The sequence below is a fragment of the Bradyrhizobium sp. BR14999 genome, from assembly GCF_056106085.1.
The window spans coordinates 8750505-8764638 of record NZ_CM148536.1; the positions used below are offsets into that span (position 1 = coordinate 8750505).

Below are 14134 nucleotides of genomic sequence, written 5' to 3' on the forward strand. Positions count from 1 at the left end.
CCGCGGCGCGGACGCGTTCACTACCTACGGCCATCTTTCGAATCCGGTTTTGACAAGCTACGTTCCCCGCCAACGAAAAAGAGGGAACGTCCAGACATGATTTCAGCGTTGATTCGAAACCTGCGTGCCATCGGCGCGGCCGCGCTGTGCCTCGCCGCTGCATCCACGGCCCAGGCCGACAATTATCCGAGCCGCAACATCACGCTGGTGCTGCCGTTCGCCGCCGGCAGCGGCACCGACACCACGACGCGGCTGATCTCGCAGCATCTGTCGCAGGCGCTCGGCGTCGGCATCGTGATCGAGAACAAGGCGGGTGCCAACGGCATGCTCGCCGCGACCTATGTCGCGCGCGCCGCGCCCGACGGCTACACGCTGCTGGTGACGACCAACACCACGCATTCGGCCAATCCGTTCCTGCTCAAGAGCCTCACTTACGATCCGGTCAAGGATTTCACGCCGATCGCGCGTACCGGCGATTTGCCCTTCATGCTGGTCATCAATCCGGAAGTGCCGGCCAAGACCGTTGGCGAGCTGGTCGCCTATGGCAAGGCCAATCCGGGCAAGCTGAGTTATGCCTCGGGCTCTTCCTCGGCGATCGTGTCGGGCGCGACCTTTGCGCACAATGCCGAGCTCGACCTGTTGCACGTGCCCTACAAGAGCTCGCCGCCGGCGCTCAACGACGTCATGGGCGGCCGCGTCTCGATGATGTTCGTCGACATCCTGACTGGCCTGCCGCATGTCAACGGCAACGCGCTGCGCGCGCTCGCGGTCACCACCAAGGAGCGCTCACCGCTGGTGCCGCATCTGCCCTCGATGCAGGAAGCCGGCGTGCCGGACTTCGACATCTCGTCATGGCAGGGCTATTTCGGCCCGGCCGGCATGCCGAAGGAGATCGTGACGCGGCTCAACGCCGAGATCAGGAAGATCGTCGAGAATCCGGAGATCAAGGCCAAGCTCGCCACCCTCGGCATGGACGCCTTCTCCGGTACGCCGGAGCAGCTTGGCAGCTTCGTGAACGAGCAGCTCGTGCTGTGGGAGAAGCTGATCACGAACGCGAAGATCGAGAAGCAGTAGGCAGTCTCGTAGGGTGGGCAAAGCGTAGCGCGCCTACCATTAGGTCGTCGCAAAAAAGAAGAAGGTGGGCACGACGCTTCGCGTCTTTGCCCGCCCTACGAATTCAGTGCAAGAATTTACGCCGCGCGGACCTTGGCGAGGAAGCCGTCGACGGCGCTGCGCAGCGCGCCGGACTGGTTGTCCAGCTCGCGGGCGTTGGAGAGCACGTCGGTGGCCGCACTGCCGGTCGCTTCCGCGGCCGAGGTGACGCTGCCGATATGGGCATTGATCTCGCTCGAGCCGGCCGCGACCGACTGGATGTTGCGGGCGATCTCTCGGGTCGCTTCTCCCTGCTGCTCGATCGATGCGGAAATGCCGGCGGTGATCTCGCTCATCTCGGCGATGGTCTGGGTGATGCCGGAGATGGCCGTGACCGCGTCGCTGGTCGAGGTCTGCATCGCCGCGACCTGCGCGGATATCTCCTCGGTCGCCTTCGCGGTCTGGTTGGCGAGCGCCTTGACCTCGGAGGCGACGACTGCGAAGCCGCGGCCGGATTCACCGGCGCGTGCCGCCTCGATGGTGGCGTTGAGCGCGAGCAGGTTGGTCTGCGCGGCGATCGAATGGATCAGCTTGACGACCTCGCCGATCTTCTCGGCGCCGGTCGAGAGCACCTGCACGGTGGCGTTGGTCCGCTCGGCATCGCTGACGGCGCGGCTCGCGACTTCGGTCGAGCGGGTGACCTGACGGGAGATTTCCGCAACCGAGCTCGACAGCTCTTCGGCGGCAGCCGCAACCGTGCCGACATTGCCGGAGGCCTTTTGCGAGGCAGCGCCGACCGTTGCGGCACGCGCGGAGGCGTCGCTCGCAGTCGCGGTCATCGACTGCGCCGTGCTCTGCATGCCGGCCGCGGCCGAGGAGACCGAGCGGACGATGCCGTTGACGCTGCGTTCAAAGTCGTTGGCGATGTCTTCCATCGCGCTGCGACGTTCCGCCGCGGCACGCTCCTTGGCATCGGCCTCGGTCTTTTCGAGGTCACGGATGCGGACCGCGTTGTCCTTGAAGATCTGCACGGTCGAAGCCATCGCGCCGACCTCGTCGCCGCGGCCGACACCCGGGATGTCGCCCTCGAGCTTGCCGTCGGCCAGCTCCTTCATGCGGGTACCGAGCAGCGCGAGCGGGCGGCTGATGCTGCGGCCGATCAGCCAGGCGACGCTCCCCGCAACGATGACGATGCCGAGAATGGCGAAGCCGAGCAGCCAGTAGACCGGGCCCATCTTCTCGTCGATGTCCTCGAGATAGGCGCCGGTGCCGAGATACATCTCGAAGCCGGGCACCGCGACGGCGTAGCCAAGCTTGCGGATCGGCTTTGCTTGGCCGGGCTTCACATATTCGTAGAACAGCAGGATCTCGCCGTTCGCCTTGACCCCATCCATGATCTCGCGGGACAGCTTCCGACCGTTGGTCTCCACATCCATGCGGTTGGCGCCGATCTGCTTCGGATCGGGCGCGAGCTGCGTGATGCCATCATAGGTGGTGCCGAACAGATAGCCGGAGCCCTTGTCGTAGGTCATCGCATTGCCGTAGCGGCGCAGCTCAGCGAGCGCGACGTCCTTGGTCAGCTCGCCGGCATTGACCCGTTTCACCAGCGTGGCCGCGTAGTTGCGGGCCAGCTCGACGATCGCCTTGGTCTGGTCGATGCGCGCATTCACCATCTCGCGCTTCATCAGGTAGCCGGCAAGGACACCGGAGATGCACAGGCCGAACAAGGTGACGCCGACAAGGACACCCAGCTTCGGGGCGATCTTCAGATTGCTCAATTTCACGGGATGGCTCCGGCAACAATGGGATACGGCACGCGACCAGATCGATCAAAATCGAATCAACTTTTATGTGTGAGGCCTTATCAAGTTACTTACGGGCCTCCGTAGAAGCCCGTACGCAGCCGCGAAAACCGGCAATTTATCTCAACACCGGCAACCGGGAATTGTACGCGACCGCATCGATTTCGCGTAAAAGACGCAAAGGCCAGCCACGAAGGCGGGTCACAACAAGAAACCAAATCGGGAGCAGAAAATGCCGAAATACAGGGTGGTGACGCCGAAGGGCGCGAGCTTCACGGTCGCGGGCAGCGATTACTCCTATGAGCGCGAGGCGCTCGATCCGATCGATGCCGAGATCGTCGAAGCCCCGGCCGACGAGGCCGGCTTCATCGCCGCCGCGAAGAACGCCGACGCTATCTATGCCAAGGGCATTCCGATCACCAAGACCATCATCGACACGTTGGAGAGTTGCAAGGTCATCACGCTCGGCTCGGTCGGCGTCGACAGCGTCGACGTCAAGGCCGCCACCGCTCGCGGCATTCCCGTCACCAACATCCCCGACACCTTCATCGAGGAGGTCGCAGACCACGCCATGATGCTGCTGCTCGCCGGCTTCCGCCGCCTGGTCGAGCAGGACCGCATGGTGCGCGACGGCCGCTGGGCCGAGGGCCGGCCGGCGCTGCTCAAGATCCCGAGGCTAATGGGCCAGACGCTCGGCTTCATCTCGTTCGGCCGCGTCGCGCGTGCGGTTGCGAAACGCGCAGCCCCGTTCGGCCTGCGCATGATGGCCTATGATCCCTTCATCCAGGAAACGCTGATGTACGACCACGGCGTGATCCCGGCGACGCTGAACGAGGTGCTGTCGCAATCCGACTTCGTCTCGATGCATGCCCCCGCCCGGCCGGAGGTGCATCACATGCTGACCGAGAAGCATTTCCGGCAGATGAAGAAGGGCTCGATCTTCATCAACACCGGCCGCGGTGCCACGGTAGACGAGGAGAGCCTGATCAAGGCGCTGCAAGAAGGCTGGATCGCGCATGCCGCCCTCGACGTGCTGGAGAAGGAACCGCCCTCGCACAACAATCCGCTGATCGGCATGGAGAACGTGACCCTGACCGCCCACGTCGCTTCGGCCTCGGCACGGTTCGACGAGGCGCGCAAGCGCCGTGTGGGCTACGAATTGTCACTGGTGCTTCAGGGCATGTGGCCGGTAAGCTGCGTCAATCCGTCGGTGCTGCAAAGCACCGCGCTCCGCCGCTGGCAGCCTGTCAGCATGGATCGCGGACCGAACAGCTAGGCGGACGGCGCAAAAGGCGCCGGTAACCGGAACGACCCTTCACCGGCGATCAACGCCGGGAAGGGAGACATTTAGGGAGGAACTGATGAGGAACGACATCACGCGTCGTGATGCCTTGGCGCTGGGCCTGTCCGCTGCAACGCTCGCGGCCACTGGTGCTGCAGCGCAAACAACGCAATCCAACATCAAGGCTGCCGATGTGGCGGCGCCCAAGCGCGACATCGAGAAAGGCGCATCCTTGCGCATGCTGCGCCCGGTGCGTTTCGTCCAGGCCGACGAGGACGTGTTCCGCGCCAATGCGGCAAAATTCACCAAGGAGACCGGGGTCGAGGTCAAGGTCGACTTCGTCGGCTGGGAAGACATCAACCAGCAGACCGCGGTGACCTCGAATTCCGGCGCCGGCCCCGACATCATCATCGGCTTCTCCGATGCTCCGCACATCTATATCGACAAGCTGATCGAGCTGACCGATGTCGCCGACTATCTCGGCAAGCGTTATGGCGGCTGGCTGCCGCTGGCGCAGCGCTACGGCAAGAAGAACAAGAGCGACGCCTGGATCGGGCTGCCGTTCGGCGCCACCGCCGGTCCCCTGATCTACCGCAAGTCGATCCTGCAATCGGTCGGCTTCGACAAGGTGCCGGAAGACCATGCCGGAATCGTCGACCTGTGCCAGAAGCTGCACAAGGCCGGCAAGCCGGCCGGCTTCGCGCTCGGCAACGCCAAGGGCGACGGCAACGGTTTTGCGAACTGGGCGCTGTGGTCGCACAACGGCTCCCTGCTCGACGAGGACGGCAACGTCGTCATCAACAGCAAGGAGACGATTGCCGCGCTGAACTGGGTCAAGCAGCTCTACCCGACCTTCATCGCCGGCACGACATCGTGGAACGACGTCAGCAACAACCGCGCCTACTCCTCGCAGGAGATTTCCCTGACCGCCAACGGCGTCTCGCTGTACTTCTCGTTGAAGAACGACCCCGCGACCAAGGCGATCGCCGAGGACAGCGAACATCAGTTGCTGCCGAAGGGCCTCGCCAAGGTTTCGCCGATGGCGGGCCTGACGCTGAACGCCATGGTGTTCAAGCACAGCCAGTACCCCAACGCGGCAAAGGCATTCCTGCAATACATGCTTGAAAAAGACCAGTACGAGCCGTGGCTCAATGCCAACTCCGGCTATTGGTCACAGCCGCTGGCCGCCTATGCCGAGGCCGCCGTGTGGTCGCAGGATCCCAAAGTGAAGCTGTTCAAGGACACCATGAACAGCACCTACTATGACGGCTACAAGGGCCCGATCTCGACCGCGACGGGTGCCGTCAGTGCTGACTACGTGCTGATTCAGATGTTCTCGTCCGTAGCCACCGGCGCTGCCACGCCGGAGGCCGCTGCGGCAGAAGCCGAGCAACGCTGCAAGCGGTACTTCCGGCGACAGAGCCGGTAACGGGCGACGACAAAGCGGCCGTCATTGCGAGGAGCACTTGCGACGAAGCAATCCAGACTATCTCCGCGGAGACAGACTGGATTGCTTCGCTTCGCTCGCAATGACGGTGGAGTGACTTTCACAGACGGGACAACAAACTGATGTCCGTGACCACCCTCTCCTCCCCCGCCCTGGCGCAGCGGCAGCCGAACTGGCTGGTACGCCTGTTCGACTACAAGCCGTTCCTGATCGTGATGTGTCTTGCGCCTGCGATCGGGCTGCTCGCGGTCTTCCTGACCTATCCGCTCGGCCTCGGCGTCTGGCTCGCTTTCACCGACACCACGATCGGCCAGCGTGGCATCTACGTCGGCTTCGAGAATTTCCAGTATCTGCTCACCGATTCGCTGTGGTGGAACGCGGTGTTCTACAGCGTCGTCTACACGGGCATCGCGACGTTCGGGAAATTCGCACTCGGCTTCTGGCTCGCGCTGCTGCTCAACAACCATTTTCCTTTCAAGAGCGTGCTGCGTGCGATCATCCTGCTGCCCTGGATCGTGCCGACCGTGCTGTCGGCGCTGGCGTTCTGGTGGATCTACGATCCCCAATTCTCGATCATCTCCTACCTGCTGGTCGACGTGCTGCATTGGCGCGACAGCAATATAGACTTCCTCGGTTCGCCCTGGCCGGCGCGCTTCTCGCTGATCGCCGCCAATATCTGGCGCGGCATTCCCTTCGTCGCGATCTCGCTGCTGGCGGGGCTTCAGACCATCTCGCCCTCGCTCTACGAGGCTGCGATGCTCGACGGCGCCAGCGCCTGGCAGCGCTTCCGCTACATCACCTTCCCGATGATGATGCCGATCCTCGCCATCGTCATGACCTTCTCGATCATCTTTACCTTCACCGACTTCCAGTTGGTCTACGCCATCACCCGTGGCGGGCCCGGCAACTCGACCCATCTGCTAGCAACGCTGGCCTTCCAGCGCGGCATCGCCGGCGGCGAGCTCGGCGAAGGTGCCGCGATCGCAGTGTCGATGATCCCGTTCCTGGTGTTCGCGACGCTGTTCTCCTATTTCGGCCTGGCGCGCCGCAAATGGCAGCAGGGAGAGAGCAATGACTGATACTGTCGCCCAACCGGCTGTCGCCGACGCGAAGGCAGCGCCCGACACGATGGCCTGGGATTCCGGGCTGCGGCGGCTGATGATGATCTATCTGCCGCTCGGCTGCTTCGTGCTCATCCTGCTGTTCCCGTTCTACTGGATGGCGATCACCTCGTTCAAGCCGAACGCGGAGCTGATGAACTACAAGGAGCACAATCCGTTCTGGATCTCCTCGCCGACGCTGGCGCATATCAAGCACCTCTTGTTCAACACCGCCTATCCGCATTGGCTGTGGACGACAATGTTGGTGGCAATCGGGTCGACCACGCTGTCGCTGATCGCGAGCACGCTCGCCGCCTATGCCATCGAACGCCTGCGCTTCCGCGGCAGTCCTTATGTCGGCCTCGGCATCTATCTCGCCTATCTGGTACCGCCGTCGATCCTGTTCATTCCGCTCGCCACCGTCGTCGTGCAGTTCGGCCTGTTCGACTCACCGTTGGCACTGATCCTGGTCTACCCGACATTCCTGGTGCCGTTCTGCACCTGGCTCCTGATCGGCTATTTCAAGTCGATTCCGTACGAGCTCGAGGAGTGCGCGCTGGTCGACGGCGCCACGCGGCTCCAGATCCTGCGGCGGATCACGCTGCCGCTCGCCGTGCCCGGCCTGATCTCGGCCGGCATCTTCTCCTTCACGCTGTCCTGGAACGAGTTCATCTATGCGCTCGCCTTCATCCAGAGCGGCGCCAACAAGACCGTGCCGGTCGCGATCCTGACCGAGCTCGTCACAGGCGATGTCTATCAGTGGGGTGCGCTGATGGCGGGCTCACTGCTCGGCTCGCTGCCGGTTGCGATCTTCTACTCGCTGTTCGTGGATTATTACGTGTCGTCGCTGACGGGCGCGGTCAAGGAGTAGACGGCCGCTGCGGCCTTTGGCCCGGCTTCACAAAACTGCAACGTGCCGTCCGCATAAGGCATGCGTCCGCCAACAGGAGACGCACATGCGCGCGACTTTTCTCAGCACCGTCGCAACGATCATTCTCACCGCGAGCGCAGCGCTCGCGCAGAGCGAAGGTGAATTCCCGGCCAAGCTCGCCGGCCACGTGGTGATGCCGGCCGCCTCGTTCATCGACGCGCCCGCCGACGCCCCCGCCGATCTCAAGACCTCGGGCAAATACACCACGGGCAAGCGCGTCGACGCGCTCGGCACCGTGATGGGCAAGTCCTATGAGCGGGCGACCGGCGTGTCGCTGCCGTTCAAGGGCCAGCCGCTCCAGGGTCATTCCGGCATCAAGACCATGCCCGACGGCACGTTCTGGGTGATCACCGACAACGGCATGGGCGCGCGCGCGAACTCGCCGGATTCGATGCTGTATCTAAACCGCTACAAGATGGATTGGGCGGGCGGCAAGATCGAGCGGCTGGAGACCATCTTCCTGCACGATCCCGACAAGAAGGTGCCCTTCCGCATCGTGCACGAGGACACGCAGAAGCGTTACCTCACCGGCTCGGACTTCGACACCGAGGGCTTCCAGATCATCGGCGATGTCTTCTGGATCGGCGACGAGTTCGGCCCCTACATCCTGAAGGCCGACAAGACCGGCAAGATCCTGGCCGTGTTCGAGACGGTCGCCGACGGTAAGCCGGTGCGCTCGCCCGACAACTGGGCGGTGGGAACGCCGGGCGCGCCGGGCGCGACCTACACCAACGTCAACCTCCGCCGCTCCAAGGGTTTTGAAGGCTTTGCGTCGTCGAAGGACGGCAAATTCCTCTACGGCCTGCTCGAAGGACCGCTGTGGGACGCCGACAAGAAGGACTGGGAGAAGGTCGACGGCAAGGAAGCCTCCCGCATCCTCGAGTTCGACGTCGCCGCCGAGAAGTTCACCGGCCGCTACTGGCAGTATGTGTTCGAGCAGAACGGCAACGCCATCGGCGACTTCAACATGATCGATCAGGCCTCCGGCCTCGTCATCGAGCGCGACAACGGCGAAGGCACCGCCGACAAGGCCTGCCCGCAGGGCACCCGCGGCGCGAACTGCTTCCCGGACCTCGCCAAGTTCAAGCGCATCTACAAGATCGAGCTCAGCGACGCCAATGTCGGCAAGCCCGTGCGCAAGATCGGCTATATTGACCTGATGAAGATCCAGGATCCCGACAAGAAGGCGAGGAAGCCGCTCAATGACGGCGTCTACACCTTCCCGTTCTTCACCATCGAGAACGTCGATCGCGTCGACGACACCCACATCATCGTCGGTAACGACAACAATCTGCCGTTCTCGTCCAGCCGCGATCCCAACAAGGCCGACGACGATGAGTTCATGCTGCTCGAGGTCGCGGATTTCCTGAAGGCGAAGTGAGGCCCTGCTCTCTCAACACGGTCATCGCCCGGCTTGACCGGGCGATCCAGTACGCCGCGGCGCCAGCGATTGGATCGTTAGGCCTCGGCGTACTGGATGCCCCGCCCCCGTGCGCAATTGCGCACTAGGCGGGGCATGACAACGGAGGATTTATCGCACCGTAAACTCCCTACCCAGCCGGCACGATCACCATGCCCTTGTCTTTCGGCCAGCGGATGCGCCAGGCGAAGTTGATGTCGCGGGCCTCGCCGGGCTTGGCGTCGAATGTCCATTCCAGCACGCCGCGCTTGTCGCGGATATTGCTCGCGGTCGGCGGCGTGGTCACGGGCAGCATCTCGACCACGATGTCCTCGTTCTCGCTGACCGGCAATTGATCCTCGATCGCAACCTTGATCGGGAAATCGTGACCATTGCGGATCGTCGTCTTGAATGAACGCTCGTCGGTCTTCGACGTCGTGACCAGCAGACCCGCCGAGCCTTCGTTGCGCTTGAGCACCGCGCGCTCGATCTTGATCTTGTCGTCGGCGCCGAAGCCAAGCCGCACGATGTCGTCCTTGGCCGACGCCGTGATCTTGCCGCGGCCGACGAAGATGCCGTCGCGGTAGATCGCGACCTTGCCAGGCAGCAATGTCACCTCGTCGGTCTGCTTGAAGCTGGCCTCGAGGAAGGCGGTCGGGTCCAGCACCGGCGCGGCGCGCACCGCCAGATCGGCGGGCACATTCACCGAAGCGATACGGAGGCTATTGGCGCCCTCGGCGGCACCGAGACTGACGCGGCCGGGAATCCTGAACGCGGCCTGGAAGTCGCCGATTTCGGCAACCGCCTGCTGTTCTTCGGCGCGTTCACGCGGCTCAGAAGCCTCCGCGACTTTGGGCATCAGCGGCTGCATCTGGCGTGCCATCGGAGCGGGCCGCGCCAAATCAGAGGCCGTGCCAAGCGCCAGCGGCTTCGGCACCTGCGGATATTGCGCAACCAGCGAATTCAGCTCCGGGGCGCTGCCGCCGCGGCCGATACGCACCGTGGAGACGCCGAGTGTGACGTTGGACCAATCTTCGCCGGTCGATTGCGTGATCTCGGCACGGCGGACCAGCTCGAGCTGCGGCTTGCGGTCCTTGGCGCCGGTGTCGAGCCGGGCGTCGTAGAGCGGCAGCCAGCGCGCGTTGCGCACGGCATAGGTCACCCGCAGCGTCGCCTTGGTCGCGGCGGCCGAGGCGACGTCGATCCGCACCTCCAGCTTGCTCGGCGGCTTGGCCGAGCGCTCGGCTTCCAATTGTGCGATCTCGCGATCGATCTCGCGCTGTTTTCGTGTGGCATCGCGGATCGCAGTGTCGGCGGTCGCGATCTCCTCGGCGACGGCGGCAAAGGCCGCGCGCCATTCGGTGATCGGCCGCGCTTCACCCTTCTCGCCAAGGCCGGCGGGCGAAGCTTCAGCGAAGTGCTGCGCGAACTGACGCCGTGCGGTGGCCGAGTCGATCGCACCTTGTAGGTCCGCCCGCTGATCCCTGAGCGCCTCGATGCGCTTGTCGAGCTCGGGCAGATTCACGGGCGGCGCCGTACGCGGCGGCCGTGCGTCGATCGTGCCGATAGTCAGCTTGGCGCCCGCCTCGCCTTCGACGCGGAGGGAGGACGGGTCGAGCGAGAGCGGAAAATCCTTGGCGACCAGCGTCGAGTCACCGGAGGCGAGATCCAACGAAATGACGCGGGTCACGGTGGCGCCATCGGGATAGACCGTGACCGTATCGATCGCGGATTTGGCGTCCACGTCGGCTGCCCATGACGGCACCGCGACGGCCGAGGTCACCAGGACCAGGCTCGTGGTTGCCAAATATTTCGCGATGATGCGCATAAATCCCTCCTGCCATTATCGCCGCGCCGCCAGCCGGACGCGTGCGATCAGATGCCTCGCCATCGTGATGAGACGCGGCGGGGAAGGAACTGGTTCGATTGGGGTTTCCGTGGGGCGCTACGGCGGCGGCACGGTGGCCGCGGAACACGTTATGGTCCCGCCAGGCCTCAGATCTGGGTTGGCGAGCCCTGGCCGAAGATGCGGCGGAGCAGATCGGTCACGTTGCGGGCGCCAGCCTTCCTCAGGATGCTGGCGCGGTAGCCCTCGACGGTCCGCGCGCTCAGATGCATGCGCCGGGCGATTTCCTTGTTGGTCAGGCCCGCGGCGAGATGCTCGAGCACCGCGCCTTCGCGCGCGGTGAGGGGTTCGCAGCCGGGCAGCCAGCGCTGCCGGCTCGAGCCGGGCTGCGCGAACTCGTCGATCGCAGCATCGATCCGATCGACGATGTCACGGCCGCGGAACGGCTTTTCGATGAAGTCGGCCGCGCCGCTCTTGATGGCGTCGACCGCCATGGAAATGCTGCCGTTCGCCGAGGTCACCAGCACCGGCGCCATGCAGTTTTCCTCGCGCAGCCGCTTGAGCACGTCGAGGCCGGAGCGATCTGGCGGCATCTCCAGCAGCACGCAGGCCGGCATCCGCGCTCTCGCCTCCGACAGCAGCGAGGCGCCATCGGCGAAGCAGATCACGTCATAGGCGCTCTGTCGAAGCGCGGTCGAAAGCTGCTCGCGGGAGACCGCGTCAGTTTCAATGATGAACACCTTACCCTTGGAAACCATGTTTCCCGGCATCATCCCGATCCAGCAATGTCTTGGTCAAATGGCCCGAGACGGCAGCGGGCCCCGTCGCCTACCGCGCCCTCGTGAGCACGGCATTCACGCCAGTGCTTCGGTTTCCCCTATGTATGTTCCAACGCGTTCCCGGATTTGACGGATGGGGACATAAACTTTACATTTCGGGACATCCCCTCGGGAATGGCGGAACGGGTCGCATGACCGACCTCATTCGCAGCGCAGGCTTGAGCTATTATCCGGAGGTCGCCCGGTCGGTCGGACTCGACCCCAGGCAGATGATGCGCAAGGTCCGACTGCCGCTGGCCTGCCTCGACAAGCCCGACACGCCGATCGCCGTCGCCGGCCTGCGCCGCCTGCTCGAATTGTCGGCCGAGGCATCCGGCGCCGAAGATTTCGGCTTGCGCCTTGCCGAGCGGGGCGGCCTGACCAATTTCGGCGCGGTCGGTTTGATCGTGCGCGAACAGGCGACAGTCGGCGAGGCCATCGCAGCATTCTCACGCTTCATTCATGTCCATCACGAGGGCATGCGGCTCGATGTTGCGCACGACAAGCACACCGTGACCGTCACGCTGCATCTGCGCGGCCGGCAGCCGAGCGCGCCGCGTCAGGCCATCGACATGGCACTCGGCAGCGTCCACCGCATCATCCAGTCGCTGTTCAGCAGCGATTGGCGGCCGCTGGAGGTGCACCTGCATTATCCGCCGCCGCACGACCGCAAGCGCTATCGCGAGTTCTTCGGCTGCCGCGTCACCTTCAATGCGGATGACGATGCGATCCTGTTGTCGGCGCACGACATGGAGCGCCGGATCCCGAGCGCGCATCCGCTGATCGCGAATTATCTACGCAAGCGAATCGAGGCGATCGAGACGCGCCCCGCAAGCTGGGAGGCAAAGGTCGACGAGGTCGTGCGTAGCCTGCTCGCCAGTGGCGATTGCACCGTCGAGCGCGTGGCCGAGCATCTCGCCTGCACCCGGCGCACCATCCACCGGCGCCTTGCTGCATCAGGCACCAGCTTCTCGGCCATCCTCGATGCACAGCGCGCCTATCTCGTGATCCAACTGATCGACGACACGCGCCGGCCGCTGGCCGACGTCGCCATGCAGCTCGGCTTCTCCGCGCAGAGCGCCATGGCACGCTGGTTCCGCGGCCGTTTCGGCTGCACCGTCACCGAATGGCGCAAGGGCATGCGGGGCGAGGTGCCCTCGGAGACGGCGGCGTAAACTCAGCGTGCCGGGACCGGCACGCCCATGATGGCAAGCGCGCGCCGGCGGCTGCCGGCAAGCAGCGGGCCGAACGCAATGGCAAATCCGAGGAATGCGACGACCCAGCCGCAGGCGGCAATGTGCAGCAGGGCGCCACTGTGCGCAGGCAGTACCACCGCGGCGATCCGCGCCAGCGCCGTGACGATGATCGCGACGTAGATCCCCTGTGTCGCCGGCGAAGCCGTCAGCGCCTGCCCGGTGTGACCGAGGCTCGCGCGCGTCATCACCGCGAGCGTCATGGTTCCGGCCGCCCCGGCCATCCAGGCGTGAATGCCCGCACTCGGCAGCAGCGCGCCGAAGGCAGCCAGCGCATGCAGGATGAAGCCGAGCGGCACAAAAAAATAGCCGACGTGGAGGATCAAGAGCAGCCGTTCGCGGAAGGTGCGGTCGCCGGCCCAGCGCGCGAGCCGCACCAGGTGCAGCACGCCGACGAGCGCCATCGCGACGCCGGTGACGGCATTCAATGGCGCCACGATCCACGAGATGAGCGCGAGCGCGCTGCATCCGATCACCGCGCCGTCGAAGCGTCCGAACGGCACCGGCAGGCGGCCGGGATTGAACTTGACCAGCCAGTTGCGGGTGAAGCTCGGGATGATGCGGCCGCCGATCAGCGCGATCAGTAGCACGACCACGCCGATGCCGACGCGGATGCCGATATCGGCCGTGCCTTCGAAGTGCGTTTCGAGATGAAAGGCGATGTTGCCGGCAAGCAGCACCAGCACGAGCGCCACCACAGGCAGGTTGCGCCAGTTACCGCCTGCGACGATCTCGCGCGCCGCGGCTGCGACGACCAGCGCCAGGAAGGCTGCATCGACGAGGAGCGCGAACACCCAGCCCGTGTCGGCCGACAGCATCACCGCAATGCGCCCGGCAAGCCAGACCACCAGCAGCGCCCCCAGCGAGGTACCCTGGATCGGCAACCGCCCGGTCCAGTTCGGGATCGCCGTGAACAGGAATCCGGTGATCACCGCAGGCAGGAAGCCGTAAAGCATCTCGTGGACATGCCAGTCGCGCGGTGCGAAGGCTGATGTCACCGACAGCTCGCCATAGAACATCGGCAGCCAGACCAGGATCGACACGGCGGCCTGGATCGCGGCGAACAGGAAAAAGGGCCGAAAGCTGTTCGCAAACAGCGGCCAGCCCTCAAAGTTGCGGGATCGGGCGCCAGCCATGGGGTCAACTCCTGGAAATTCAAACCGG

General features: G+C 64.5%; 11 protein-coding genes. 7 read left to right on the plus strand and 4 right to left on the minus strand.

Features of this window, described 5'->3' with window-relative positions:
• The first annotated feature begins 96 nt into the window (after positions 1–96).
• Positions 97–1074 (plus strand): Bug family tripartite tricarboxylate transporter substrate binding protein, encoded by a 978-nt coding sequence (locus ACR9YP_RS40925; protein WP_438105656.1) that lies wholly within the window; start codon positions 97–99, stop codon positions 1072–1074.
• A 116-nt stretch (positions 1075–1190) separates the two neighbouring features.
• On the opposite strand, the gene ACR9YP_RS40930 is transcribed toward ACR9YP_RS40925, so the two are convergent.
• The gene (locus ACR9YP_RS40930; RefSeq protein WP_474218752.1) at positions 1191–2876 is read right to left on the minus strand and encodes a methyl-accepting chemotaxis protein; all 1686 of its coding nucleotides are present in this window, start codon (positions 2874–2876) and stop codon (positions 1191–1193) included.
• Between the two features lie 250 nt (positions 2877–3126).
• Here ACR9YP_RS40930 and ACR9YP_RS40935 point away from each other — a divergent pair, with 250 nt between their 5' ends.
• The 5 genes from ACR9YP_RS40935 to ACR9YP_RS40955 all read left to right on the plus strand — a co-directional run bounded on the left by ACR9YP_RS40935 (position 3127) and on the right by ACR9YP_RS40955 (position 9035).
• The gene (locus ACR9YP_RS40935; RefSeq protein ID WP_438105658.1) at positions 3127–4170 is read left to right on the plus strand and encodes a C-terminal binding protein; all 1044 of its coding nucleotides are present in this window, start codon (positions 3127–3129) and stop codon (positions 4168–4170) included.
• A gap of 85 nt (positions 4171–4255) precedes the next feature.
• The gene (locus tag ACR9YP_RS40940) at positions 4256–5605 is read left to right on the plus strand and encodes an ABC transporter substrate-binding protein (protein WP_091888292.1); all 1350 of its coding nucleotides are present in this window, start codon (positions 4256–4258) and stop codon (positions 5603–5605) included.
• Between the two features lie 140 nt (positions 5606–5745).
• Positions 5746–6702 carry a carbohydrate ABC transporter permease gene (locus ACR9YP_RS40945; protein WP_438105659.1) on the plus strand — a complete coding sequence of 319 codons (957 nt, stop codon included), beginning with the start codon at positions 5746–5748 and terminating at the stop codon, positions 6700–6702.
• Entirely contained in the window at positions 6695–7594 is a 900-nt protein-coding gene (locus ACR9YP_RS40950) for a carbohydrate ABC transporter permease (RefSeq protein WP_091888289.1), read from the plus strand. Before ACR9YP_RS40945 ends, ACR9YP_RS40950 begins: the two co-directional genes overlap by 8 nt.
• 85 nt (positions 7595–7679) lie before the next feature.
• The gene (locus ACR9YP_RS40955; RefSeq protein ID WP_438105660.1) at positions 7680–9035 is read left to right on the plus strand and encodes an esterase-like activity of phytase family protein; all 1356 of its coding nucleotides are present in this window, start codon (positions 7680–7682) and stop codon (positions 9033–9035) included.
• Positions 9036–9204: 169 nt separating this feature from the next.
• On the opposite strand, the gene ACR9YP_RS40960 is transcribed toward ACR9YP_RS40955, so the two are convergent.
• Positions 9205–10881, minus strand: coding sequence for a mucoidy inhibitor MuiA family protein (locus ACR9YP_RS40960; protein WP_474218753.1), 1677 nt, complete (start codon positions 10879–10881; stop codon positions 9205–9207).
• 167 nt (positions 10882–11048) lie between these two features.
• Positions 11049–11669, minus strand: a complete 621-nt coding sequence (locus ACR9YP_RS40965) for a response regulator transcription factor (protein ID WP_438105662.1) — start codon at positions 11667–11669, stop codon at positions 11049–11051.
• A 200-nt stretch (positions 11670–11869) separates the two neighbouring features.
• On the opposite strand from ACR9YP_RS40965, the gene ACR9YP_RS40970 reads away from it, so the two are divergent.
• A complete protein-coding gene (locus tag ACR9YP_RS40970; RefSeq protein ID WP_438105663.1) occupies positions 11870–12892 on the plus strand; it encodes an AraC family transcriptional regulator in 1023 nt (340 codons plus the stop codon).
• 2 nt (positions 12893–12894) lie between these two features.
• On the opposite strand, the gene ACR9YP_RS40975 is transcribed toward ACR9YP_RS40970, so the two are convergent.
• Positions 12895–14106, minus strand: a complete 1212-nt coding sequence (locus tag ACR9YP_RS40975) for an NnrS family protein (RefSeq protein WP_438105664.1) — start codon at positions 14104–14106, stop codon at positions 12895–12897.
• Between the last annotated feature and the right edge of the window lie 28 nt (positions 14107–14134).